The sequence below is a fragment of the Streptomyces sp. NPDC020192 genome (assembly GCF_044388685.1).
In the GTDB taxonomy this organism is placed as follows: domain Bacteria; phylum Actinomycetota; class Actinomycetes; order Streptomycetales; family Streptomycetaceae; genus Streptomyces.
Genome location: NZ_JBIRXG010000006.1, coordinates 190,801 through 215,204, shown reverse-complemented (window position 1 = coordinate 215,204; position 24,404 = coordinate 190,801). Strand labels below are relative to the sequence as shown.

At 69.5% G+C, this 24,404-nt stretch carries 21 protein-coding genes; 12 read left to right on the top strand and 9 right to left on the bottom strand.

The window, feature by feature from the left end; all coding sequences use genetic code 11:
* Positions 1–37 precede the first annotated feature (37 nt).
* From ACH47Z_RS14650 to trxA, 7 genes are all read left to right on the top strand, one after another.
* Positions 38–2,419, top strand: a complete 2,382-nt coding sequence (locus ACH47Z_RS14650) for a DUF6049 family protein (protein WP_399073597.1) — start codon at positions 38–40, stop codon at positions 2,417–2,419.
* 46 nt (positions 2,420–2,465) lie between these two features.
* Positions 2,466–4,853, top strand: a complete 2,388-nt coding sequence (murJ, locus tag ACH47Z_RS14645) for a murein biosynthesis integral membrane protein MurJ (RefSeq protein ID WP_399073596.1) — start codon at positions 2,466–2,468, stop codon at positions 4,851–4,853.
* 118 nt (positions 4,854–4,971) lie between these two features.
* Positions 4,972–6,672: a protein kinase family protein gene (locus ACH47Z_RS14640; RefSeq protein WP_399073595.1), complete on the top strand. Its 1,701-nt coding sequence runs from the start codon at positions 4,972–4,974 to the stop codon at positions 6,670–6,672.
* Between the two features lie 120 nt (positions 6,673–6,792).
* Positions 6,793–7,521 (top strand): RNA polymerase sigma factor SigM, encoded by a 729-nt coding sequence (gene sigM, locus ACH47Z_RS14635; protein ID WP_399073732.1) that lies wholly within the window; start codon positions 6,793–6,795, stop codon positions 7,519–7,521.
* Between the two features lie 5 nt (positions 7,522–7,526).
* Entirely contained in the window at positions 7,527–8,384 is an 858-nt protein-coding gene (locus tag ACH47Z_RS14630; protein WP_399073731.1) for an anti-sigma factor family protein, read from the top strand.
* Positions 8,385–8,540: 156 nt separating this feature from the next.
* Positions 8,541–9,509 carry a thioredoxin-disulfide reductase gene (gene trxB / locus ACH47Z_RS14625; RefSeq protein ID WP_399073594.1) on the top strand — a complete coding sequence of 323 codons (969 nt, stop codon included), beginning with the start codon at positions 8,541–8,543 and terminating at the stop codon, positions 9,507–9,509.
* A 47-nt stretch (positions 9,510–9,556) separates the two neighbouring features.
* Positions 9,557–9,886, top strand: coding sequence for a thioredoxin (trxA, locus tag ACH47Z_RS14620; RefSeq protein ID WP_399073593.1), 330 nt, complete (start codon positions 9,557–9,559; stop codon positions 9,884–9,886).
* Positions 9,887–9,962: 76 nt separating this feature from the next.
* Here trxA and ACH47Z_RS14615 read toward each other — a convergent pair whose 3' ends face one another.
* The 9 genes from ACH47Z_RS14615 to rpmH form a co-directional block, all read right to left on the bottom strand.
* Positions 9,963–10,580, bottom strand: coding sequence for a GNAT family N-acetyltransferase (locus ACH47Z_RS14615; RefSeq protein ID WP_399073592.1), 618 nt, complete (start codon positions 10,578–10,580; stop codon positions 9,963–9,965).
* A gap of 318 nt (positions 10,581–10,898) precedes the next feature.
* The gene (locus ACH47Z_RS14610; RefSeq protein ID WP_399073591.1) at positions 10,899–11,999 is read right to left on the bottom strand and encodes a ParB/RepB/Spo0J family partition protein; all 1,101 of its coding nucleotides are present in this window, start codon (positions 11,997–11,999) and stop codon (positions 10,899–10,901) included.
* The gene (locus ACH47Z_RS14605) at positions 11,996–13,069 is read right to left on the bottom strand and encodes a ParA family protein (protein WP_270086482.1); all 1,074 of its coding nucleotides are present in this window, start codon (positions 13,067–13,069) and stop codon (positions 11,996–11,998) included. Before ACH47Z_RS14605 ends, ACH47Z_RS14610 begins: the two co-directional genes overlap by 4 nt.
* Positions 13,070–13,334: 265 nt before the next feature.
* A complete protein-coding gene (gene rsmG, locus ACH47Z_RS14600) occupies positions 13,335–14,051 on the bottom strand; it encodes a 16S rRNA (guanine(527)-N(7))-methyltransferase RsmG (protein WP_399073590.1) in 717 nt (238 codons plus the stop codon).
* Positions 14,052–14,169: 118 nt separating this feature from the next.
* Complete coding sequence (locus ACH47Z_RS14595; protein WP_399073589.1) at positions 14,170–14,682, bottom strand: protein jag; 513 nt, start codon at positions 14,680–14,682, stop codon at positions 14,170–14,172.
* A gap of 15 nt (positions 14,683–14,697) precedes the next feature.
* A complete protein-coding gene (yidC, locus tag ACH47Z_RS14590) occupies positions 14,698–15,978 on the bottom strand; it encodes a membrane protein insertase YidC (RefSeq protein ID WP_399073588.1) in 1,281 nt (426 codons plus the stop codon).
* A 3-nt stretch (positions 15,979–15,981) separates the two neighbouring features.
* Complete coding sequence (yidD, locus tag ACH47Z_RS14585) at positions 15,982–16,356, bottom strand: membrane protein insertion efficiency factor YidD (protein WP_399073587.1); 375 nt, start codon at positions 16,354–16,356, stop codon at positions 15,982–15,984.
* Positions 16,353–16,724 carry a ribonuclease P protein component gene (gene rnpA, locus ACH47Z_RS14580; protein ID WP_399073586.1) on the bottom strand — a complete coding sequence of 124 codons (372 nt, stop codon included), beginning with the start codon at positions 16,722–16,724 and terminating at the stop codon, positions 16,353–16,355. The genes yidD and rnpA overlap by 4 nt, the downstream gene beginning before the upstream one ends.
* A 21-nt stretch (positions 16,725–16,745) precedes the next feature.
* Positions 16,746–16,883, bottom strand: coding sequence for a 50S ribosomal protein L34 (gene rpmH, locus ACH47Z_RS14575; RefSeq protein ID WP_003956500.1), 138 nt, complete (start codon positions 16,881–16,883; stop codon positions 16,746–16,748).
* Positions 16,884–17,246: 363 nt separating this feature from the next.
* Here rpmH and dnaA point away from each other — a divergent pair, with 363 nt between their 5' ends.
* The 5 genes from dnaA (at position 17,247) to ACH47Z_RS14550 (ending at position 24,121) form a co-directional block, all read left to right on the top strand.
* On the top strand, positions 17,247–19,202 hold the full coding sequence (dnaA, locus tag ACH47Z_RS14570) for a chromosomal replication initiator protein DnaA (protein ID WP_399073585.1): 1,956 nt from the start codon (positions 17,247–17,249) through the stop codon (positions 19,200–19,202).
* Positions 19,203–20,140: 938 nt separating this feature from the next.
* Entirely contained in the window at positions 20,141–21,271 is a 1,131-nt protein-coding gene (gene dnaN / locus ACH47Z_RS14565) for a DNA polymerase III subunit beta (protein ID WP_399073584.1), read from the top strand.
* Positions 21,272–21,492: 221 nt separating this feature from the next.
* On the top strand, positions 21,493–22,368 hold the full coding sequence (gene gnd, locus ACH47Z_RS14560) for a phosphogluconate dehydrogenase (NAD(+)-dependent, decarboxylating) (RefSeq protein ID WP_399073583.1): 876 nt from the start codon (positions 21,493–21,495) through the stop codon (positions 22,366–22,368).
* A gap of 74 nt (positions 22,369–22,442) precedes the next feature.
* Positions 22,443–23,564 carry a DNA replication/repair protein RecF gene (gene recF, locus ACH47Z_RS14555; RefSeq protein ID WP_399073582.1) on the top strand — a complete coding sequence of 374 codons (1,122 nt, stop codon included), beginning with the start codon at positions 22,443–22,445 and terminating at the stop codon, positions 23,562–23,564.
* Entirely contained in the window at positions 23,561–24,121 is a 561-nt protein-coding gene (locus tag ACH47Z_RS14550) for a DUF721 domain-containing protein (RefSeq protein WP_399073581.1), read from the top strand. The genes recF and ACH47Z_RS14550 overlap by 4 nt, the downstream gene beginning before the upstream one ends.
* The last annotated feature ends 283 nt before the right edge of the window (positions 24,122–24,404 follow it).

Below are 24,404 nucleotides of genomic sequence, written 5' to 3'. Positions count from 1 at the left end.
TTCCGACGACCACTGACGACGAGGGACGGGCGAGCGCGTGGCCGAGGCGGCTGACTTCCAGGCAACCAGTGCCTCCCCTGCGCGCCGCTGGCTGCGGCGCACCGGAGCGCTGCTCGCCGGGGCGCCTCTACTGGCCGGTCTGCTCCAGCTGCCCGCCGCAGCGCCCGCTCAGGCCGCCTCCTCGGACACGGTGTCCGTGGCCCTGGACTCGCTCACCCCGAACGCCCCCACGGACGGCGACACGCTGACCGTGTCTGGCACGGTGACCAACAACGGCAAGCAGACCGTCACCGGCGCCCATGTGGGCCTGCGGGTGGGGCCCCCGCTGACCACCCGCTCGGCGATCGACAGCGTGGCCCAGCACTCCGACGACGTGGAGAGCGCCACCGGACCCGAGGTCGGCGGGAAGTACGCGGAGAAGTTCGCCTCGCTGGCCCCGGGCGTCGCCGAGCACTTCAGCATCTCCGTCCCCGTGGACAAGCTCGACCTCGGCGCGAACGGTGTCTACGAGTTCGGGGTCTCCCTGTCCGGCCAGACCGCCGCCCAGCCCTGGTCCCAGGTGCTCGGCATCCAGCGGACGTTCCTGCCGTGGCAGCCGTCGGAGGCGGACACCAAGACGAAGACGACGTTCCTGTGGCCGCTGCTCTCCACGGTCCACATGACGGCCAGGACGGGGGCCGGCGAGCTGCAGACGCCGGTGTTCCTCAACGACGACCTCGCCAAGGAACTGGCGCCGGGCGGCCGGCTGTCCCAGATGGTGGACCTGGGCAAGGACCTCGACGTCACCTGGGTGATCGACCCGGACCTGCTGGCCTCGGTGGACGCGATGGCGACCGGCAACTACCGGCTGCCCGGGGACAACGGCACCACCACGCCCGGCCCCAAGGAGCACCAGGTGCTCGCGAAGCAGTGGCTGGCCAACCTGCAGGACGCGGTGGCAGGCAAGGAGGTCGTCGCGCTGCCGTTCGCCGACCCGGACCTGGCGTCCCTCGCGCACAACGGCACCAGCGTCACCGGCTCGCTCAGCCACCTCAAGGACGCCACCGACGTGGCCGCCACCACCGTCAAGACCGTGCTCCATGTCACACCGACCACCGACTTCGCCTGGCCGGTGGAAGGTGCCGTGGACCCGGCGATCATGAAGGTCGCGACCTCCGCCGGAGCCGACCGGGTGATCGCCCGCAGCGACAGCCTCCAGGAGACCGCCGGGCTGACGTACACGCCCTCGGCCGCCCGCCCGGTCGGTGGCGGTATCACCGCGGTCGTTGCCGACGACCGGCTCTCCACGGCCTTCGAGGGCGACCTGGCCAAGGCGGATCCGTCGACGCTGGCCGTGCAGGAGTTCCTGGCGCAGAGCCTCGAGGTGAACGAGCAGACGGACAAGCAGCGCAGCATCGTCGTCGCCCCGCAGCGGATGCCCACGGCGAGCCAGGCCCAGGCGATGGCAGCGGCGCTGAAGGCGCTCGAGGGCGCGAACTGGTCGCAGTCCCAGGACCTCACCTCGGCGGCCAAGGACAAGCCCGACCCGAACGCCACCACGCAGATCCCGTCGACCCGGTCCTACCCCTCCTCGCTGCGGCGGCAGGAGCTGCCGGTGTCGGCCTTCCAGCAGATCGCGCGCACCCAGGACAAGCTCGACAACTTCCAGGTGGTCCTCACCGACCGCTCCCGTGTCGTCACGCCGTTCGGGCGGGCCATAAACCGTGAGATGTCCACGTCGTGGCGGGGCAAAAACGGGCACGCGGACAGCTACCGCAACGGCGTGGAGGGGTGGCTCGACGAGCTGGCCGCCCAGGTCAAGCTGATCGAGAAGTCGGAGACCAAACTCTCCGGCCGCAGCGCCACCATCCCGGTGACCGTCCAGAACAACCTGGTCCAGCCCGTCGGCCACCTGGTCCTGCGCCTCACCTCGTCCAATCCGACGCGTCTGAAGATCGGCGGCAAGGCCTACGCCGAGCAGCCGGTCGAGGTCTCCGGCGGGCACAGCCAGTCCGTGAAGTTCGCCACCGCGGCCAACGCCAACGGCCGGGTCACGGTCGTCGCCCAGCTGTACACCGAGGACGGCCAGGAGTACGGCGACCCCGTCAGCTTCGACGTGAAGGTCACCGAGGTCACGCCCACCGTCATGCTGGTCATCGGCGGCGGCGTGCTCCTTCTCGTCCTCGCCGGCTTCCGGATGTACACCCAGCGCAAGCGCGCGGCCGCCCGCCAGGCCGGGGAGGACGGCCCGGACGCGGCGGGGGAGGACACCGACGGGCCCGGGAACCCCGGCGCGCCCTCGGATCGTCTCCCGCAGGAACCGGAGGATTCCGACGCCCCCGCCGGGGCAGACGACCCGGAGCAGCCGAGTGACCCCGCGCCGGACACCGCACCGGAAAGCGCCGACCCGTCCGGGACGGGTGAGAGAGTGGACCGTTGAGCGATGTCGTGGCCGGTGGGCCCGGGACGATGAGGTGGGGTAAGGCATGAACGCGCCGTACGACGGTGATCGCGGCCAGGGCGCGGCCGGCTCGGGCTACCCCGAGCCGCCGCCGGAGCCCGGTCAGGTACCGCCGCAGCACGCGGCGGACATGTACCTCCAGGACGCCTACGACCAGGACCCCTACCGGGCGCATGACCTGACCGCCCAGGACCCGGTCGCCGAGGCGCTCTACGACCGTGCCGCGCACCCGCCGCCCCTGCCGGGCAGCCACGACCAGCAGCAGATGTACGCCCCGCCCGCCCAGTCGCCGTACGCCCCCGACCCGCAGGTGTGGGCGCAGACCCCGGCGCCGGAGCCGGAGGGCGCCAACCCGTACCTGCCGTACGGCGACGACCCGCGCACGACCCAGTTCGTGGGCGTGGACGACCTGGTCACGCACTCCGGTGAGGAGTACCACGAGCCGGACGCCTTCGCGCACCTCTTCAAGGACCAGCAGCAGGGCGGCGGGCACATGCCCGCCGATCCCCCGTCCTTCCCCGGCCCGGCCGCCGCGCCGGGCAACGGATACGGCCCGGCGGGCCAGTACCCGCAGGCGTACGGCCAGGGCCGGCAGCAGGGCGTCCCGTATGCCGGGGCCGGCTATCCGGCCCCGCCCGGGAACCCGGCGCAGCCCCCCGTTCCGTCCCCGGCCATGGCACCGGAGCCCGCCGGGGCGCACGGTGCCGCGGAGTCCGCAGCCGCCGCTCCGACCGTTGCCATGGCCGCCGCCCAGTCCGCGCCCGCCGCGCCCGCGAAGAAGGGCGGCAAGGCGGCCAACCTGCTCAAGTCCAGCGCGGTGATGGCGGCGGGCACGATGGTCTCCCGCCTCACCGGCTTCGTCCGCTCCGCACTGATCGTCTCCGCGCTCGGCCTCTACTTCCTCGGCGACTCCTTCCAGGTCGCCTACCAGCTGCCGACGATGATCTACATCCTCACCGTCGGCGGCGGCCTCAACTCGGTCTTCGTGCCGCAGCTGGTGCGGGCCATGAAGGAGGACGACGACGGCGGCGAGGCGTTCGCCAACCGGCTGCTGACCCTGGTGATGGTGGCACTGGCCGCGCTGACCGGTCTCGCGATGTTCGCGGCGCCGCTGCTGGTGCGCATGCTGTCCAACCCGGTCGCCTCCAACCCGGCGGCCAACGACGTCGCGGTCACCTTCACCCGCTACTTCCTGCCCTCGATCTTCTTCATGGGCGTCCACGTGGTGATGGGTCAGATCCTCAACGCGCGCGGGAAGTTCGGCGCGATGATGTGGACCCCGGTACTGAACAACATCGTCATCATCGTGACGCTCGGCATGTTCATCTGGGTCTACGGCACCGCCTCTCACTCCCACATGACGGTCACCAACATCCCGGCGGAGGGCCAGCGGCTGCTCGGGATCGGTGTGCTGCTCGGCCTGGTCGTCCAGGCGCTGGCGATGATCCCCTACCTGCGCGAGACGGGCTTCCGGATCCGGCTGCGGTTCGACTGGCGGGGCCACGGCCTCGGCAAGGCCGCGATGCTCGCCAAGTGGACGGTCCTGTTCGTGCTGGCCAACCAGGCCGGCGCCATGATCGTCACCCAGCTGTCCACGGCGTCCGGAAAGGACTCCGGCGTCGCGGGCACCGGCTTCGCCGCCTACGCCAACGCCCAGCTGATCTGGGGCCTGCCGCAGGCCATCATCACGGTGTCCCTGATGGCCGCCCTGCTGCCGCGCATCTCCCGCTCGGCGGCCGAGGGCGACGCGGGCGCGGTCCGTGACGACATCTCTCAGGGCCTGCGGACCACCGCGGTCGCCATCGTCCCGATCGCCTTCGGCTTCCTGTCGCTCGGCATCCCGATGTGCACGCTGATCTTCGGCTCCTCGGGCACCGACGCGGCCACCAACATGGGCTACATGCTGATGGCCTTCGGCCTCGGCCTGATCCCGTACTCGGTGCAGTACGTCGTCCTGCGCGCTTTTTACGCCTACGAGGACACCCGCACGCCCTTCTACAACACCGTCATCGTCGCCGCCGTCAACGCGGGCGCCTCGGTGCTGTGCTACTTCCTGCTGCCCGCCCGCTGGGCGGTCGCCGGTATGGCCGCCGCGTACGGCCTGGCCTACGCGATCGGTGTGGGCGTCGCCTGGCGCAGACTGCGCAAGCGGCTGGGCGGCGACCTGGACGGCGTCCGGGTGCTGCGGACGTACGCGCGGCTGTGCATCGCCTCGGTCCCGGCGGCCCTGCTCAGCGGCGCGGCCTGCTACGGCATCGGACACACCCTCGGCCAGGGCGTCGTCGGCTCCTTCGCCGCGCTGCTCGTCGGCGGTGCCGTCCTGCTCGGCGTCTTCTTCGTCGCCGCCCGCCGGATGCGGATCGACGAACTCAACTCGCTCGTGGGCATGGTGCGCGGGCGACTGGGTCGCTGAGGCGGGGGCAGCCGCACAACCTTCGTCCGCCGCCGTGTGTCGTGCATAGCGGCGGACTGTGGGCACAATTGGTTTCGGCGTCGGACAGCATGCAACGGATGGGGAGGCAGGGACGACGGTGGCGGAACGGAGCACGGCTGCCGTCGACGTGGCAGACAACAGCGGTGAGCAGCCGCTGACCGCCAAGGCGGACCAGTCCACGGCCGACGGGGTGGCCATGAACCCGGAGCGGGACAAGGACAGCGACGAGGCGCAGGGGAGCAGCTCAATCGACGGTCCTGGAGAGAAGACGTCGCCTCCCGAACTGCACAGCGGCCACAAGCTCGCCAGACGCTACCGACTGGAGGAGTGCGTCACCCGTCTGGACGGATTCAGCAGTTGGCGTGCGGTCGACGAGAAACTCCGTCGTGCCGTCGGCGTCCACATCCTGCCCGCGGACCACACGCGGGCCCGTTCCGTCCTGGCCGCCGCCCGCTCCTCCGCCCTGCTCGGCGACCCGCGCTTCGTCCAGGTCCTGGACGCCGTCGAGGAGAACGACCTCGTCTACGTCGTGCACGAGTGGCTGCCTGACGCCACCGAGCTGACCACGCTGCTCGCGGCCACTCCGCTGGAGCCGCACGACGCCTACCAGATGGTCAGTCAGATCGCCTCCGCCATGGCCGCGGCGCACCGCGAGGGCCTCGCCCATCTGCGGCTGAACCCCAACGCCGTCCTGCGTACGTCGACCGGCCAGTGGCGCATCCGCGGCCTCGCCGTGAACGCCGCGCTGCGCGGCATCAGCTCCGACACCCCGCAACGCACGGACACCGAGGCCATCGGCGCCCTGCTGTACGCGGCGCTGACCCAGCGCTGGCCGTACGACAACGACGCGTACGGCCTGTCCGGCCTCCCCAAGGGCGTCGGCCTCATCGCGCCGGACCAGGTGCGCGCCGGTGTCCACCGGGGTCTGTCCGAACTGGCCATGCGCGCGCTCGCCAACAACGGGGCCACCGCGTCCCGGCACGAGGCTCCGTGCACCACGCCGGAGGAGCTGGTGAAGGCGATCGGCGAGATGCCCCGCATCCGCCCGCCGGAGCCGGCGTTCACGGCCCCGCCGGAGTACCAGCGCACGACCTACCAGCAGGGCACCTACGGCCGCCCGGCGCCGCACCCCGGCGCCACCCAGCCGATCGCGCCCCCGCCGCCCCCGCTGCAGAGCCGCACCGGCAAGGCCCTGAAGTGGGCGGTCTCGGCCCTCCTCATCGCGGCCCTCGGCCTGGGCAGCTGGCAGCTGGCGGACGCCCTGATGGGCCAGGGCGGCAAGTCCGACGACACCAACAAGAGCCAGCAGACGGACGACGGCGACAAGGGCACGAAGGCGTCGCCTTCCGGCCGCCCCATTTCCATCAAGGGCGGCCGCGACTTCGACCCGTTCGGCAACGACGGCTCCGAGAACCCCAACGACGTGACGAAGGCCTTCGACAACAGCCCGTCCACCAACTGGGAGACGAGCTTCTACCTGAGCCCGGAGTTCGGCAATCTCAAGCCGGGTGTCGGTCTGATCCTCGACCTCGGCAAGGTCCAGCAGGTCGGAAAGGCAACCGTCACCTTCGTGGGCGAGACGTCGGTCGAGCTCCGTGCCGCCGGCGCGGACGTGGGGTCGGAGCCGACCTCGTTCGACGCCTACGCCAAGGTTGCCGGCGGATCGGGCACGACGGTGGTGCTCAAGCCCGGCAAGTCCCTCAAGACCCGGTACCTCTTGGTGTGGCTGACCAAGCTGCCCTCGGACGGGGAAGGCCACTGGCGCGGCAGGTTGGCGGACGTCAAGGTGACCAGCTGAGCTATGGAAAGGGCAGCGCACCGCTCCTCCGGTCCGTGAGGAAGAAGACGCCTTGACTCACTCCCCGGCAGAACAAAAACTGTCGGACGACGGCACGGTCGCAGGGCGAGAGGTGATCACATAGACGCCGAGGCAACGGATGCGGACCTGCTCGCCCGCCACGTGGAAGGCGATCCCGAGGCCTTCGGTGAGATCGTGCGGCGGCATCGGGACCGGCTCTGGGCGGTCGCTCTGCGGACGCTGGGGGACCGTGAGGAGGCCGCCGACGCCGTTCAGGACGCCCTGGTGTCGGCCTATCGGGCTGCCCACACCTTCCGGGGGCAGTCGGCTGTCACGACGTGGCTGCACCGGATCACGGTGAACGCCTGCCTGGACCGTGCCCGCAAGGCGGCCTCGCGGAAGACGTCGCCGGTCGACGACACCGAGCGGCTGGAGCAGCTGCTGGAGCCGCACGAGTCGGCCTCGGCGCCGGCCGAACGCAACGATGTGCACCGCCAGCTGCTCGAGGCCCTCGGCACGCTGCCGCAGGATCAGCGGGCCGCTCTGGTCCTGGTGGACATGCAGGGATATCCCGTGGCGGAGGCTGCCCGGATCCTCGACGTGCCCACGGGGACGGTGAAGAGCCGGTGCGCCCGGGGCAGAGCGAGACTCCTGCCCTTGCTGACCCATCTACGGCCCGAAGGCGGTGGAGGTGGGGGCAGAGGCGGAGGCGGAAAGGAACCCGGGCCCGGACGGAACCGGGTGGAGGGGACATCCGTCCCACCGGCAACGGGGACTCCGCATCAGAGCCCCAGGGACACGGGACCGAGCGACTCAGCCGTAGTGAAGGGCGGAGGTGGGCGAGCGTGACTTCCATGACCGACACGGCCGGACACCCGGACGTCGAGGAAATCTCCGACCTCACCGAAGGCCTTCTCTCGCCGGACCGCAGCACGGACATACGGCGCCATCTGGAGACCTGCGACCCCTGTGCGGACGTCCATGCCTCGCTGGAGGAGATCCGCGGGTTCCTGGGGTCCGCGCCGGAGGCCGAGCCCATGCCCGCCGACGTGGCCGCTCGTATCGATGCCGCCCTCGCCGCCGAGGGGCATGTTTCACGTGAAACATCGGCCCCGGCCGATCGTCCCGCCGATCGCCCTGCCGGACACCCACAGGCGACGACCGGCCCCGGCCGGAAGAAGAGCGGACGTGGCCGGCGCCGCAGGACCGTGCTCCTGGGAACCGTGCTCACCGCCACCGTCCTGGGAGCCGGCTCCCTGGTGATCCAGTCACTCACCGGCGGGAGCTCCACCACGACGGCTCACAGCACGCCGAGCCCGTCCATCAGTGCCTTCTCCGGTACCAGCGTCCAGAACCAGGTGCACGATCTGCTCGTCACGAAGAAGACGCTGCAGCCGGGCTACAACAGTCAGCGCCCACGGTCCGGGGTCACGGACGACCACAGCACCCCGACGGGCACCGAGAGCGCGAACACCTTGCTGCAGACGCAGATCTCCGTCCCCGACTGCGTCCGGCTGGCGATCCCCCGGAGTGGTCAGGCCCTGGCGGCGAAGACCGGCAGCTACGGCGGGAAGAGTGCGTACCTGGTCGTCCTGCCGGACCCCGACGACAGCACACAGGTCACGGCCTACGTTGTCGACGCGGCCTGCGTCCGCCAGCAGCCCGGCACGGCCGGGACTGTGCTTCTGAAGCACACTTTCGCCCGGCACTGAGTCCGCTGGAGCGGTCTGTCAGTCACCCCCACCCGGTATGCGTGTGCCCGGACACACCGGGAATGCGCGCCCCGTAGGATCCGTTGGGTGGTGTGAGAGCTCCGAAAGGTGCTCCCACCGGTCGACTGACGCAGACCAGAGACGAGGAATCAAGCCGTGAGCGACGTCCGTAACGTGATCATCATCGGCTCCGGGCCGGCAGGCTACACGGCGGCCCTCTACACCGCGCGCGCGTCGCTGAAGCCCCTGGTGTTCGAGGGCGCCGTCACCGCAGGTGGCGCGCTGATGAACACCACCGAGGTCGAGAACTTCCCGGGCTTCCGTGACGGCATCATGGGCCCCGAGCTCATGGACAACATGCGGGCGCAGGCCGAGCGCTTCGGCGCCGAGCTCATCCCCGACGACATCGTCTCCGTCGATCTGACCGGTGAGATCAAGACCGTCACCGACACCGCGGGCACGATCCACAAGGCGAAGGCCGTCATCGTCACCACCGGCTCCCAGCACCGCAAGCTCGGCCTGCCGAACGAGGACGCCCTCTCCGGTCGCGGTGTCTCCTGGTGCGCCACCTGTGACGGGTTCTTCTTCAAGGACAATGACATCGCCGTGATCGGCGGCGGCGACACCGCGATGGAGGAGGCCACCTTCCTATCGCGCTTCGCCAAGTCCGTGACGATCGTCCACCGCCGGGACACCCTGCGCGCCTCCAAGGCGATGCAGGAGCGCGCCTTCAACGACCCGAAGATCAAGTTCGTCTGGGACAGCGAGGTCGCGGAGGTCCAGGGCGAGCAGAAGCTCTCCGGTCTGAAGCTGCGCAACGTCAAGACCGGCGAGCTGTCCGAGCTGCCCGTGACGGGCCTGTTCATCGCGATCGGCCACGACCCGCGCACCGAGCTGTTCAAGGGCCAGCTGGACCTGGACGAGGAGGGCTACCTGAAGGTGGCCGCGCCGTCCACCCGCACCAACCTCACCGGTGTCTTCGCCGCCGGCGACGTGGTCGACCACACCTACCGCCAGGCGATCACCGCGGCCGGTACCGGCTGCTCCGCCGCCCTGGACGCCGAGCGCTTCCTCTCCGCCCTCGCGGACGAGGACAAGGCTGAGTCCGAGACCGCCGCCGTCTGACCTTCCCCTTCCCCGCCCCACCGCACGAACGAGTTGAGGAGCCCGCTGTGGCCGACCTGAAGAACGTGACCGACGCCTCCTTCGACGAGGACGTCCTGAAGAGCGACAAGCCCGTCCTGGTGGACTTCTGGGCAGCCTGGTGCGGTCCGTGCCGCCAGATCGCCCCGTCCCTGGAGGCGATCGCCGCCGAGCACGGCGACAAGATCGAGATCGTCAAGCTCAACATTGACGAGAACCCGGCCACGGCCGCCAAGTACGGCGTCATGTCCATTCCGACCCTGAACGTCTACCAGGGCGGCGAGGTCGCCAAGACCATCGTCGGTGCCAAGCCCAAGGCCGCGATCCTCCGCGACCTCGAGGACTTCATCGCCGAGTGACGTTTCACGTGAAACACGAATGGGCCAACCCCCAGGGGTTGGCCCATTCACTTATGTACCGCCACTGACGCGGTGGTTACAGCGGCCTCAGCGCCGGCTCCTTCTGCACCGCTCCCAGCAGCCGGTCCAGCGCCATCTCCACGTCTTCCTTCCAGGAGAGCGTCGAGCGCAGCTCCAGCCGGAGCCGGGGATGCGTCGGATGCTGCCGTACCGTCTTGAAGCCCACGGCCAGCAGATGGTCCGCCGGCAGCAGACAAGCGGGCTCCTTCCAGCGGGCGTCGCCGAAGGCCTCTATCGCCTTGAAGCCCCGGCGCAGCAGATCCTTGGCGACCGTCTGCACCAGCACCCGGCCCAGCCCCTGCCCCTGATAGCCAGGCAGGACGAAGGCCGTCATCAGCTGGACGGCGTCGGGCGACACCGGGCTCGTGGGAAAGGCCGTCGAGCGCGGGACATAGGCGGGAGGGGCGTAGAGCACAAACCCCACCGGCACGTCATCGATGTACACCACCCGCCCGCACGACCCCCAGTCCAGCAGGACGGCGGAGATCCAGGCTTCCTTCTCCAGCGCGGAGGTTCCCCCCTTTACGGCCGCTTCTCCGCTGACGGGGTCGAGCTCCCAGAAGACGCACGAGCGGCAGCGTGGGGGAAGATCCTGAAGGTTGTCCAGCGTGAGCGGCACGAGCCGACGCCCCATGAAGGCTGTTCCTCGCTTCCTTCGCTCGCCGCATCCCGCGCGGCTGTCAGAGCGCTACGTTGCCTGAGCAGGCTGCCGACGAATCCGCCGACCGCTCCAAGGCTCAGACCCGCGCTCACCAGTCCGGTGCGGCTCATCGATCGCATGGCCCCGTCTCCCCACTCAGAGATGCAGTCGCTGTCCGGTGGATGCGCCATACCTTTTCGCATCGTATCCACGAAGCGATTCACTCGATACCGCCTCACAGCAAAGAGCGGGCCGTGTCCGGTACACACCGGACACGGCCCGCTTCCTGTACGACGAGACGGTCGGACGGGATCAGTCGTCCTGATCCTCCGCCGTGTTCTCCTGTAGCTCGTGCTGGAGTACCGGGCCCTCACCCGGTGCGAGGGTGCTCAGGATCCGCTGGAGGTCGTCCACGGAGGCGAACTCGACGGTGATCTTGCCCTTCTTCTGGCCGAGGTCGACCTTCACCCGGGTCTCGAACCGGTCCGACAGACGGGTCGCCAGCTCGTTCAGCGCCGGGGAGAGCCGGGAGCCGGCCCGCGGGCCCTTGGGGCGCTGAGGCTTCTGGGGCCGCGAACCCATGAGGGTCACAATCTCCTCGACGGCACGCACCGACAGCCCCTCGGCCACGATGCGGTGCGCCAGCCGGTCCTGCTCCTCGGGATCCGTCACCGACAGCAGCGCCCGGGCATGACCGGCGGAGAGCACCCCGGCGGCGACCCGCTTCTGAACCGTCGGCGAGAGCTTCAGCAGACGCAGCGTGTTGGAGACCTGGGGACGGGAACGCCCGATCCGGTCGGCCAGCTGGTCGTGCGTGCAGTTGAAGTCCTTCAGCAGCTGGTCGTAGGCGGCCGCCTCTTCCAGCGGGTTCAGCTGCGCGCGGTGCAGGTTCTCCAGCAACGCGTCCAGGAGGAGCTTCTCGTCCTCCGTGGCCCGGACGATCGCCGGGATCGCCTCCAGGCCGGCCTCGCGACAGGCCCGCCAGCGGCGCTCGCCCATGATCAGCTCATAGCGGGCGGGCCCCAACTGCCGTACGACGACCGGCTGCAGCAGACCGACCTCCTTGATGGAGGTGACCAGTTCCTGGAGCGCGTCCTCGTCGAAGACATCGCGCGGCTGGCGCGGGTTGGGCGAGATGGCGTCAAGGGGGATCTCGGCGAAGTGCGCGCCCATCGGAGAAGCCGGCATCTCCACGGCCGGGGCGGCCGGGGGCTCCTCGGTTTCCTGGACGACCGGCGGCAGCGTGGCCACCTTCGCCGCGGCCACTCCGCGGTCGGTCGTCAGTACCGGGACGGCCGCCGGGGAGGCGGAGGCTCCGGCTCCCATCGCGGCCGGAGCCGGGTTCTTCTCGGTCGGTGCAGCGGGGATCAGTGCGCCGAGACCACGTCCCAGCCCCCTCCGTCGCTCGCTCACTGGATCCCCTCCACCATGCTCGGGTCGTTCTGGGCGCCGATATGGGCCTGGCTCGCGTCGTAGCTGATGCCGATGCCCTTCAGCGCGATTTCTCGGGCCGCCTCAAGATAGGAGAGGGCGCCGCTCGATCCAGGATCGTAGGTCAGCACCGTCTGCCCGTAACTCGGCGCCTCGGAGATACGGACCGAGCGGGGAATGCTCGTCCGCAGCACCTCGTCGCCGAAGTGGGTGCGCACCTCTTCCGCGACCTGGGAGGCGAGACGCGTCCGGCCGTCGTACATGGTGAGCAGGATGGTCGACACATGCAGCGTGGGGTTGAGGTGCCCCCGCACCAGGTCGACGTTGCGCAGCAGCTGGCCCAGGCCCTCGAGTGCGTAGTACTCGCACTGGATCGGGATGAGGACCTCCTGGCCCGCCACCAGGGCGTTGACGGTCAACAGGCCGAGTGAGGGCGGGCAGTCGATGAGGATGTAGTCCAACGGCTGCTCGTACGCCTGAATCGCCCGCTGAAGCCGGCTCTCCCGGGCCACGAGCGACACCAACTCGATCTCCGCACCAGCGAGATCGATGGTGGCGGGAGCGCAGAAGAGACCTTCGACGTCCTGGACGGGCTGAACGACCTCGGCGAGCGGCTTGCTCTCCACCAACACGTCGTAGATGGAAGGGACTTCGGCGTGGTGGTCGATTCCGAGGGCCGTGGACGCGTTGCCCTGGGGGTCGAGGTCGATCACCAGGACACGCCCACCGTGCAGGGCCAGCGAAGCGGCAAGGTTGACGGTCGTCGTCGTCTTGCCCACGCCGCCCTTCTGGTTGGCGACCACGATGACTCGCGTCTGCTCCGGTCGCGGCAGACCTTCGCCGGCGCGGCCCAGAGCCTCTACCGCCAGTTGGGCCGCACGACCGATCGGAGTGTCGTCCATCGGAGGCGGTGTTTCACGTGAAACATCCGCCCCCATCGACTCGGTACGGGGACCGGGGACCGGATCGGTCATCGGTCCCGCGATGTTGGCGTCGGACCGCAAGGATTCACTCTCCTCGACTTCAGGCTCGCAATGAACAGAGCCTCCCATGTCTTCGGGGTCGTGAACCAGTGAGGCCTGGTGTTCTGTGGAGAAATCCACCTCTGTGGACAACTCCGCTGCCCCTCCGAGTGAACCGAGAGGCCTGCGGTCGCGAGGTTCGGCCGCAGCGCGGCCCCGACTGATGATGCCGTGCAGCAGTGAGCGACGTTTCACGTGAAACACGATGCACAGCCACTACGACCGGACCCCTGCGACACTCCGTCGTGCGTAGGTTTGGCAGCTTGTGTGGAGTACGTCTCCTCGTCAGGACGGATCAGCGGCGCCGGCGCGCCCGGCCCGCACGCGCCGCCTTCGCCCGCTTCGCCGCGAACCGCACACCACCGGGGCTCTCCCCGACCTCGACCCGGACCACGGTCGACAGCGGGTCCACAATGCCCTCACCCACCTGCAGGATGGACGTCTCCACCGCGCCGAGCTTGCTGAGGGCCGTGGCCGCGGCCTTCAGCTCCTCCTCCGCGGTGTCCCCCTTGAGTGCCAGCATCTCGCCGTAGGGCCGCAGCAGCGGAATGCCCCAGGCGGCCAGACGGTCCAGCGGGGCCACGGCCCGGGCGGTCACCACATGCACCGGCGGCAGCTTGCCCAGGACCTCCTCGGCGCGGCCCCGCACGACCGTGACATGGTCCAGGCCCAGCAGTTCGACGACCTCGGTGAGGAAGTTGGTGCGCCGCAGCAGGGGCTCCAACAGGGTGATGTTCAGGTCCTCCCGGACCAGGGCCAGCGGGATACCCGGCAGCCCGGCGCCGGAGCCGACGTCGCAGACCGTCACGCCCTCGGGAACGGCCTCCGAGAGCACCGCGCAGTTGAGGATGTGCCGCTCCCATAGGCGGGGCACTTCACGCGGACCGATCAGGCCGCGCTGCACGCCCGCCTCGGCGAGCAGCTCCGCGTAGCGGACCGCATCGGCGAAGCGATCACCAAACACTTCCCGCGCCTGCTCGGGCGCGGGGGGAAGCTCCGCTGCCTCCGTCACGGGGACCGTCCTTCCGTACAGCGCCGGTGCTTCGCGCACCGGTCACCGAGAACTACCAGGCTGACAAAGTTCGGCCCCGCCTGCTCAACAGACGGGGCCGGTGAAACGTGGGAACCGATCAGGCGGGGAGCACGACGACGAACCGCTCCGGCTCCTCGCCCTCGGACTCACTGCGCAGTCCCGCGGCCTTGACCGCGTCGTGCACGACCTTGCGCTCGAACGGGGTCATCGGCTTGAGCTTGACGGGCTCGCCGGTGCTCTTGACCTCGGCGGCGGCCTTCGCGCCGATCTCGGACAGCTCGGCCCGCTTCTTGGCCCGGTAACCCGCGATGTCCAGCATGAGCCGACTGCGGTCGCCGGTCTCCCGGTGCACGGCCAGGCGGGTCAGCTCCTGCAGTGCCTCCAGCACCTCGCCGTCCCGGCCGACCAGCTTCTGCAGGTCGCGGCCGCCGGTGTCGCTGATGATCGACACAGAGGCGCGGTCGGCCTCGACGTCCATGTCGATGTCGCCGTCGAGGTCGGCGATGTCGAGCAGACCCTCCAGGTAGTCCGCCGCGATCTCACCCTCCTGCTCCAGGCGGGTCAGGGTGTCTGCACCCTCGGCAGCGGCAGAGGTGGTGCCTTCCGTCACGGGATGGGCTCCTTCTTACTTCTTGGACGGGGACTTGGGCCGCTGCGGGCCACCCTTGCGCTGGCCGGACTGGGCCCTGCTACGGGTGCCGGAGCCGGGCTTCGAGGGCTGCTCGGCAGCGGAGGGCTTGGCGTCCTGCGGCTCGTCGGACTTCTCCGGCGAGGTGGACTCATCGGCCGACTTGGACCCACCGGACTGACGCTGGGCCTTGGACTGGCGCTTGGGCTGCTGGCGCTTCACGGCGGCGGTCGCGGTGCCGGTCGTGGTGGTGGTCGCGCCGTCCTCGGTCTGCACCGCGGCCTGGGCCGTGCTCTTCACCACGGAGCCGTCGGCCTGGGCGGCGAGACCGGCCTTGTTCAGCGCGTTGACGAACTTGCGCTCGAACTCGTTACGGTCGCGGCCCTTGGCGACGATCGCCTTGACGATGGTCTTCTCGCTGCGGCGGCTGACCTTGCCGGCGTGCGTGACGTGCTTGGTCAGGCGCTCCAGGTAGGCGGCCTGGGCCTTGGAACCCGGGGTCGGGTTGTTGCGAATGACGTACATCTGCTGGCCCATGGTCCACACGTTGGTGGTCAGCCAGTAGACGAGGACACCGACCGGGAAGTTGATGCCGAAGACGGCGAACATCAGCGGGAAGACGTACATCAGCATCTTCTGCTGCTGCATGAACGGCGTCTTCACCGTGGTGTCGACGTTCTTCGTCATCAGCTGGCGCTGCGTGTAGAACTGCGACGCCGACATCAGGACGATCATGAGCGCGGTGACGACCCGCACATCGGTGACCGTGGCACCCAGGGCGTGGACGGTGGCGGAGCCGTCCTTGAACTTCGCCGCGAGCGGGGCCCCGAAGATGTGCGCCTTACGCGCGCTGGCCAGCAGCGAGTCGTTGATGACGCCGATGGTCTTGCCCGACGCGATGCCGTTGAGCACGTGGTACAAGGCGAAGAAGAACGGGGACTGCGCCAGGATGGGAAGGCACGAGGAGAGCGGATTGGTGCCCGTCTCCTTGTACAGCTTCATCATCTCTTCGGACTGACGCTGCTTGTCGTTCTTGTAGCGCTCCTGGATCTTCTTCATCTCCGGCTGGAGCGTCTGCATCGCGCGCGTCGACTTGATCTGCTTCACGAAGAGCGGGATCAGGCAGATGCGGATCAGGATCACCAGGGACACGATGGACAGGCCCCAGGCCCACCCGGTGTCGGCGCCGAAGATCGCGCCGTACATCTTGTGGAACTGGACGATGACCCATGAAACGGGTGTCGTGATGAAGCTGAAAAGGCTGGCAATCGTGTCCACTAATCATGCTCCTTGGGCATGGGACGAGGTCTCTGCGGCCGGGCTCGGAGGAGGCTCGGTAGAAGGGCTCTCGGGCTTCGCTTCGATGGCCGGTTCGGCGGCGGAGGGCCCGCCCCTGCGTGCGCGCCAAGCGCTGCGCAGCATTTCGTGCCACCGCGGACGCTTGCGCGGCGGGACATGGTCCACACCACCGAGCGACCACGGATTGCACCGGAGGATGCGCCAGGCAGTGAGTGCCGTTCCCTTGATCGCACCGTGCCGGTCGATGGCCGTGTAGCCGTAGTGGGAGCACGACGGATAGTACTTGCACACCGGCCCCAGCAATGGACTGATCGTCCACTGGTACAGCTTGATCAGAGCCAGCAGCGGGTACTTCATCGCGCGCCCCCTCCCAGTAGCCGCTGAACGGCGGCATCCAGGTCTCGGGCCAGCTGTGCATGGTCTGCGTCGCCCGCTCCGGGCAGCGCTCGTACGACTACCAGGCTACCGGGGAGAAACAGGGCGACTCGGTCACGCATCAGATGACGCAGTCTGCGCTTCACTTTGTTGCGCACGACCGCGCCACCCACGGCCTTGCTCACGACGAAACCCGCACGCGTCGGGGGAGCGCTCTCCCCAGGCGCGTGCGGGTCCGTGGCACCGCTACGAAGGTGGACGACGAGAGTCGGGCGTCCTGCCCGGCGTCCTCGTCGGACCGCGGTCGCGAAGTCCTCGCGCCGCCTCAGCCGGTTGTCGGTAGGCAGCACGACGTCACGACCTGATCGGGATCAGGCGGACAGGCGGGCGCGACCCTTGCTACGGCGGGACGCGAGAATCGCGCGGCCGGCACGGGTGCGCATACGCAGCCGGAAGCCGTGGGTCTTCGCGCGACGACGGTTGTTCGGCTGGAAGGTGCGCTTGCTCACTCGGGGGCTCCAGAAATCAAATCGGTGGTGGCGGGTGCCGTCTTGGCTGTCACCGTGCGCCCACGAGTAGCTCGCGTCACGCCCGAGTGCACCGCTTCCCGATCACCTGGAGTGACCTGTGCCCATCGGAGGCAGGCGGCAGCAGCCATCGACAACTCGACCTGGTTACGGTACGCGGGGCCGCGCCATCCGGTCAAACCGAGGGTCACGGAGAGACACTATCCACAGGCTGGGGACAACAACTTGAACCGTACCCGCCGCGCTGACTACCGTGGCTGAACTCCCATTCGTTCCGAACACCCGAAGTACCCCCCGACCCGTCCCGCGTCACACGTTCGTGGGACCTGTGAGAGAGCGTGCCCTGTGGCTGACGTACCTGCCGATCTTGCCGCAGTGTGGCCGCGAGTACTGGAGCAGCTCCTCGGCGAGGGCCGCGGACAGGGTGTGGAGGCAAAGGACGAGCACTGGATCCGGCGCTGCCAGCCGCTCGCGCTGGTCGCGGACACCGCCCTGCTCGCCGTGCCGAACGAATTCGCGAAAAACGTACTGGAGGGCCGTCTCGCGCCGATCGTCAGCGAGACGCTGAGCCGCGAGTGCGGCCGGCCCATCCGCATCGCGATCACCGTGGACGACTCCGCGGGCGAGCCGCCGGTGCCCGCGCCGGTGCGGGAGCAGCCCAAGCCGCGCTACGAGGAGCCGGAGCTGCCGTCCGGGCCGTCGTACGAGGAACGGTCGTACGAGGGCTACGGCCGCCACCGCGCCGCCGAGCAGCAGCCGGCCGACGGCCCCCAGGGCCGCGCCGACCAGCTCCCCGTCGTCCGCCCGGCCTACCCGTCCGAGTACCAGCGCCGCGAGCCGGGCGCCTGGCCGCGTCCCGCGCAGGACGAGTACGGCTGGCAGCAGCCGCGGCTCGGCTTCCCCGAGCGCGACCCGTACGCCTCGCCGTCGTCCCAGGACGCCTACGGCTCCGGACCCGCCCCCTACAGCCCGCCGTCCCAGGACTACCGCTCGCAGGGCATGGACCGGCCGTCGTACGAGCAGCAGCGCGGGGACTACGAGCCGTCCCGTCCCGACTACGACTCGGCGCGTTCCGACTACGACTCCGGACGCGGCGAGTACGAGCCGTCGCGGGCCGAATACGACCAGCGCGACCCCGTCCGCCGGGAACTGCCCGAGCGTGCGGCGGGCGGTGGCCCGGCACACCGCGGGGGGCCCGGCCGCCCTGACGTGCCCGCGCCCGGTCCGTCGGCCGCGCAGTCGGCGGTGCCGAGCGGGCCCGGTGAGCCGACGGCCCGGCTGAACCCGAAGTACCTCTTCGACACCTTCGTCATCGGTGCCTCCAACCGGTTCGCGCACGCGGCCGCGGTGGCTGTCGCCGAGGCCCCGGCGAAGGCGTACAACCCCCTGTTCATCTACGGGGAGTCGGGGCTCGGCAAGACGCATCTGCTGCACGCGATCGGGCACTATGCGCGCAGCCTCTATCCGGGCACGCGCGTGCGGTACGTCAGCTCGGAGGAGTTCACCAACGAGTTCATCAACTCCATCCGCGACGGCAAGGGCGACAGCTTCCGCAAGCGGTACCGCGAGATGGACATCCTGCTCGTCGACGACATCCAGTTCCTCGCGGACAAGGAGTCGACGCAGGAGGAGTTCTTCCACACCTTCAACACGCTCCACAACGCGAACAAGCAGATCGTGCTGTCCAGCGACCGGCCGCCCAAGCAGCTGGTGACGCTGGAGGACCGGCTGCGGAACCGTTTCGAGTGGGGTCTGATCACCGACGTCCAGCCGCCCGAGCTGGAGACGCGTATCGCGATCCTGCGCAAGAAGGCGGTGCAGGAGCAGCTCAACGCCCCGCCGGAGGTGCTGGAGTTCATCGCCTCCCGGATCTCGCGGAACATCCGTGAGCTGGAGGGCGCGCTGATCCGGGTGACGGCGTTCGCCTCGCTCAACCGGCAGCCGGTGGACCTGGGCCTGACCGAGATCGTCCTGAAGGACCTGATCCCCGGCGGCGAGGACAGCGCGCCCGAGATCACCGCGACGGCGATCATGGGAGCCACCGCCGACTACTTCGGGCTGACGGTGGAGGACCTGTGCGGCACCTCGCGCGGGCGCGCGCTCGTCACCGCGCGGCAGATCGCCATGTATCTGTGCCGTGAGCTGACGGATCTGTCGCTGCCGAAGATCGGGGCGCAGTTCGGGGGGCGGGACCATACGACCGTCATGCACGCCGATCGCAAGATCCGTGCGCTGATGGCCGAGCGGCGGTCGATCTACAACCAGGTCACCGAGCTGACCAACCGCATCAAGAACGGCTGACAGCGGCCACGCCGGGCCTACGCCGACGTCGAGGGCGCCTTCGGGATCTGTGTCCCGGGGGCGCCCTCTCGCTTACCGGCACCGCGCGGGGGCCGGCCGCCTTTGCTTGGGGACGAGAGCCGCCCCAGCGGCACGACTGCCGGCAGCTGAGGCGGTTACTCGCCTGCCACCAGCTGTTCGATTACCTGCCGGGTTACGGCCACTCTCCACAGATTCGGTGACTTTCTTCCGTCCACATGCTGGGGACTGTGAAGTTGTCCCGAGCGGTGTCCACAGGGAGCCTGTTCGTGGGGGATTCGCCCAGCTCAGGTGCCTGTGGAATCGTGGACGAACGATCTCCACAGGTTGTGGACGAAGGGAAGATCCACAGGCTGTGCACGGAGTTTTCCACTGACGACCCACAGGTCTGCGGCGGTTGTCCCCAGTGATCCCCGGCTTCTCCACATGGCTGTCCACTGTTCGGCAACGCGACGCACCCCGTCACCGCGTCGAGTGAAAGGCGTCACACGAAGGTGCCGGGTTGGGGTGTGGGAAACGTGGGTAAACCTGGGGACGCAGCTGGGGAGAACTGCCCCCTGGCTGTGGGCGAGGTGTGCAGAACTTTCCGTTCTCCACAGATCGGCCCAGTTGTCCACGGGCTCCACCCACAGGCCCGGTGGATAAAATTTCCGTGCTGAGCTGGGCAAACGTGGTTATCCACGGTATCCACAGGCCCTACTACTACTCCCGACTAGAGAGAGCTCGGCAATCGCTTTGAAGCGGGGGCTGTGCACAACTCGCTGTCTCGCGTCCGGCTGCCTCCCGGACCGACTTGACCCCGACGGGCACCTACTGTCAGTGCGGTGCGTCAGACTGGTCCCCGGTGTCCTTCCCTCCGCAGTGGGCGGTGACACCGAGTCGGAGGACTCAGAGGCAACAGCAGCAGGAGGCGGCTTACGGTGAAGATCCGGGTGGAACGCGACGTACTCGCGGAGGCAGTGGCGTGGGCGGCACGCAGCCTCCCGGCCCGTCCGCCGGCGCCTGTCCTCGCCGGCCTTCTCCTCAAGGCCGAGGACGGCCAGCTGAGCCTGTCGAGCTTCGACTACGAGGTCTCCGCGCGCGTGTCCGTGGAGGCCGAGGTCGAGGAGGAGGGCACCGTCCTCGTCTCCGGCCGGCTGCTCGCCGACATCTCGCGTGCCCTGCCCAACCGGCCGGTGGAGATTTCCACAGACGGTGTACGGGCGACCGTGGTCTGTGGATCCTCCCGGTTCACCCTGCACACCCTGCCTGTGGAGGAGTACCCGTCGCTGCCGCAGATGCCGAACGCCACGGGCACCGTCCCGGGCGAGGTCTTCGCGGCCGCCGTGTCCCAGGTGGCCATCGCCGCCGGCCGTGACGACACGCTGCCCGTACTCACCGGTGTGCGCATCGAGATCGAGGGCGACACGGTCACCCTGGCCTCCACCGACCGCTACCGCTTCGCGGTCCGCGAGTTCCTGTGGAAGCCGGAGAACCCGGACGCCTCCGCGGTCGCCCTGGTCCCGGCCAAGACGCTCCTGGACACCGCCAAGTCGCTCGGTGCCGGTGACAGCGTGACGCTCGCGCTGTCCGGTTCGGGCGCGGGTGAGGGGCTGATCGGTTTCGAGGGTGCCGGGCGTCGTACGACCACGCGTCTGCTCGAGGGCGACCTGCCGAAGTACCGGACGCTGTTCCCGACCGAGTTCAACTCCGTCGCCGTGATCGAGACCGCGCCGTTCGTGGAAGCCGTCAAGCGTGTGGCGCTGGTCGCCGAGCGGAACACCCCGGTGCGGCTGAGCTTCGAGAAGGGTGTGCTGATCCTGGAGGCGGGCTCCAGCGACGACGCACAGGCTGTGGAAAGGGTCGACGCGCAGCTGGACGGCGACGACATCTCGATCGCCTTCAACCCGACGTTCCTGCTGGACGGTCTGAGCGCGATCGACTCCCCGGTGGCGCAGTTGTCGTTCACGACGTCCACGAAGCCCGCGCTGCTCAGTGGGAAGCCGGCGGTGGATGCCGAGGCCGACGACGCGTACAAGTACCTGATCATGCCGGTGCGCTTGAGCGGCTGACCGGTTGTCCACAGCTGTTGACAGTGCCGGGTGCTCTTGTGGGTGCCCGGCACTGTGGCTGGGCGGGGGTGGTGTCGCGTACCGCCTCCTGAGAAAGCCGCAGGTCAGGGCTGTAACGCATGAGCGCGTATGCCCACAGCTGTGCGGGAGTGGTCGGGTTTAGGCTCGCCTTCGGCACCTCGTGCCCCTCACCCGCACAGCGACCTTAAGGATCACAACTGATGGAGCTCGGTCTCGTCGGCCTCGGCAAGATGGGCGGCAACATGCGCGAGCGGATCCGCCGCGCGGGCCACACCGTCATCGGATACGACCGCAACGCGGACCTCGCGGATGTCCACAGCCTGGAAGAGCTTGTGGGCAAGCTCAGCGGCCCGCGCGTGGTCTGGGTGATGGTCCCGGCCGGTGCGCCCACCCAGTCGACCATCGACGAGCTGGCCGAGCTGCTGGAGCCCGGTGACGTGGTCGTGGACGGCGGCAACTCCCGCTGGACGGACGACGAGAAGCACGCCGAGGAGCTGGCGGCCAAGGGGATAGGCTTCGTCGACTGCGGCGTCTCCGGCGGTGTCTGGGGCCTGGAGAACGGCTACGCGCTGATGTACGGCGGCGACGCCGAGCACGTCGCCCAGGTGCGGCCGGTCTTCGACGCGCTCAAGCCCGAGGGCGACTTCGGCTCGGTGCACGCCGGCAAGGTCGGTGCGGGCCACTTCGCGAAAATGGTCCACAACGGCATCGAGTACGCGATGATGCAGGCCTACGCCGAGGGCTGGGAGCTGCTGGAGAAGGTCGACTCCGTCACGGACGTCCGTGAGGTGTTCCGTTCCTGGCAGGAGGGCACCGTCATCCGCTCCTGGCTGCTCGACCTCGCCGTCAACGCGCTCGACGAGGACGAGCACCTGGACGGCCTGCGCGGTTATGCACAGGACTCGGGTGAGGGACGCTGGACTGTGGAGGCCGCGATCGACAACGCGGTGCCGCTGCCGGCGATCACCGCGTCGCTGTTCGCGCGGTTCGCCTCGCGCCAGGAGGACTCGCCGCAGATGAAGATGATCGCCGCGCTGCGCAACCAGTTCGGCGGTCACGCCGTGGCGAAGAAGTAATCCACAGATCCACAGGTCTGCGGACCTCGATCCACAGCCCGATCACCAGTCCGAGGAAGGCCGGCGGAACGCTCATGCACGTCACGCATCTTTCGCTGGCCGACTTCCGCTCGTACGTCCGGGCCGAGGTTCCGCTCGACCCGGGCGTCACCGCCTTCGTCGGTCCCAACGGGCAGGGCAAGACCAATCTGGTCGAGGCGATCGGGTATCTCGCGACCCTGGGCAGCCATCGGGTCGCCTCCGACGCGCCCCTGGTCCGTATGGGCGCCGAGCGTGCCGTCATCCGGGCGCAGGTACGGCAGGGGGACCGGCAGCAGCTGGTCGAGCTGGAGCTGAACCCCGGTAAGGCCAACCGCGCCCGGATCAACCGGTCCTCGCAGGTCAGGCCGCGGGATGTGCTGGGGATCGTACGGACCGTCCTGTTCGCGCCCGAGGATCTCGCTCTCGTCAAGGGGGATCCCGGTGAGCGGCGGCGGTTCCTCGACGAGCTGATCACCGCCCGGTCGCCGCGCATGGCGGGCGTGCGGTCCGACTACGAGCGGGTGCTCAAGCAGCGGAACACGCTGCTGAAGACCGCGGCCCTCGCCCGGCGGCACGGCGGGCGGTCCATGGACCTGTCCACGCTGGACGTGTGGGACCAGCATCTCGCGCGCGCGGGGGCCGAGTTGCTCGCCCAGCGGCTTGATCTCATCGCCGCGCTGCAGCCGCTGGCCGACAAGGCGTACGAGCAGTTGGCCCCCGGCGGCGGGCCGCTCGCGCTGGAGTACCGGCCGACGGCGCCCGGTGAGGCGCACGCGCGCGAGGATCTCTACGCCCAGCTGATGGCGGCCCTGTCCGACGCCCGCAAGCAGGAGATCGAGCGCGGGGTGACCCTGGTGGGGCCGCATCGGGACGACCTCGTCCTCAAGCTCGGTCAGCTGCCCGCCAAGGGGTACGCCTCGCACGGCGAGTCCTGGTCGTACGCGCTCGCGCTGCGGCTGGCCTCCTACGACCTGCTGCGGGCCGAGGGCAACGAGCCGGTGCTGGTGCTGGACGACGTCTTCGCCGAGCTGGACGCGCGCCGTAGGGAGCGGCTGGCCGAGCTGGTCGCGCCCGGCGAGCAGGTGCTGGTGACGGCGGCTGTGGACGACGACGTACCGGATGTCCTGGTCGGCGCCCGGTACGCGGTGTCCGGCGGGACGGTGGAGCGGGTATGAGCGGCGGAAGCACCGGCAGCACGGGGGAGCCCACCTCCGGGGACGCGAAGAAGAACGAGCCCTCCGGTGTCGACCTCGCGCGCGTGGCGTTGCGCGCGGCGAAGGAGCAGGCACGCGCGCGTGGGGACGCGGCGTTGCAGAAGAAGCAGGCCCGGCGTGGCGGCGGGCTGCGCTCCGGGGCGCGCGCCGACGGCCGTGACCCGATGGCGCTGGGGGCCGCGATCAACCGGTTGCTGACCGAGCGCGGCTGGGAGACTCCGGCGGCGGTGGGCGGGGTGATGGGCCGCTGGCCGGAGATCGTGGGCGAGGACCTGGCCAAGCACTGTGTGCCGCAGCGGTACGACGAGGACGAGCGCGTCCTGGTCGTGGGCTGCGATTCCACGGCCTGGGCGACCCAGCTGCGGCATCTCGCGCCCGCGCTGGTCGCCCGGCTCAACGAGGATCTGGGGCACGGCACCGTGCGGATGATCAAGGTGCTCAATCCGGGCGGTCCGGCCCGTCGCTACGGGCCGCTGCGGGCTCCGGGGAGCAGCGGGCCGGGCGATACGTACGGGTGACGTACCTCACGTCGTGAGTCGCTCCGGCGGGGTCTTCGTAGCCCGTCGCATCTCTTGTCGTACCCCCACGCGCGCGCGTGCCGCGCCTTCTGACCCCCCGGTAGCCAAGGGTTGACGGGCCGAAGCGCTGAGTGCCGCTGTGAGCCCCTTGGAGCCCCCATCCGTATATCGGGACCCGGCCGAGACCGGTTGAGGGCGGCACATGGGGACTCAGGTACCGGCAAACCCCCATCGATGTCAGTGCTACCGGTAGACTGGAAGACAATCCCGCCCCAACGTGGGG

Bases quoted from the DNA above. Each gene is read 5' to 3' on its own strand.
- ACH47Z_RS14550 (WP_399073581.1), top strand. From the start codon at position 23,561: ATGAGCGGCGGAAGCACCGGCAGCACGGGGGAGCCCACCTCCGGGGAC.
- yidD (WP_399073587.1), bottom strand. From the start codon at position 16,356: ATGAAGTACCCGCTGCTGGCTCTGATCAAGCTGTACCAGTGGACGATC.
- gnd (WP_399073583.1), top strand. From the start codon at position 21,493: ATGGAGCTCGGTCTCGTCGGCCTCGGCAAGATGGGCGGCAACATGCGC.
- ACH47Z_RS14630 (WP_399073731.1), top strand. From the start codon at position 7,527: ATGACCGACACGGCCGGACACCCGGACGTCGAGGAAATCTCCGACCTC.
- recF (WP_399073582.1), top strand. From the start codon at position 22,443: ATGCACGTCACGCATCTTTCGCTGGCCGACTTCCGCTCGTACGTCCGG.
- ACH47Z_RS14615 (WP_399073592.1), bottom strand. From the start codon at position 10,580: ATGGGGCGTCGGCTCGTGCCGCTCACGCTGGACAACCTTCAGGATCTT.
- ACH47Z_RS14605 (WP_270086482.1), bottom strand. From the start codon at position 13,069: ATGGGAGGCTCTGTTCATTGCGAGCCTGAAGTCGAGGAGAGTGAATCC.
- murJ (WP_399073596.1), top strand. From the start codon at position 2,466: ATGAACGCGCCGTACGACGGTGATCGCGGCCAGGGCGCGGCCGGCTCG.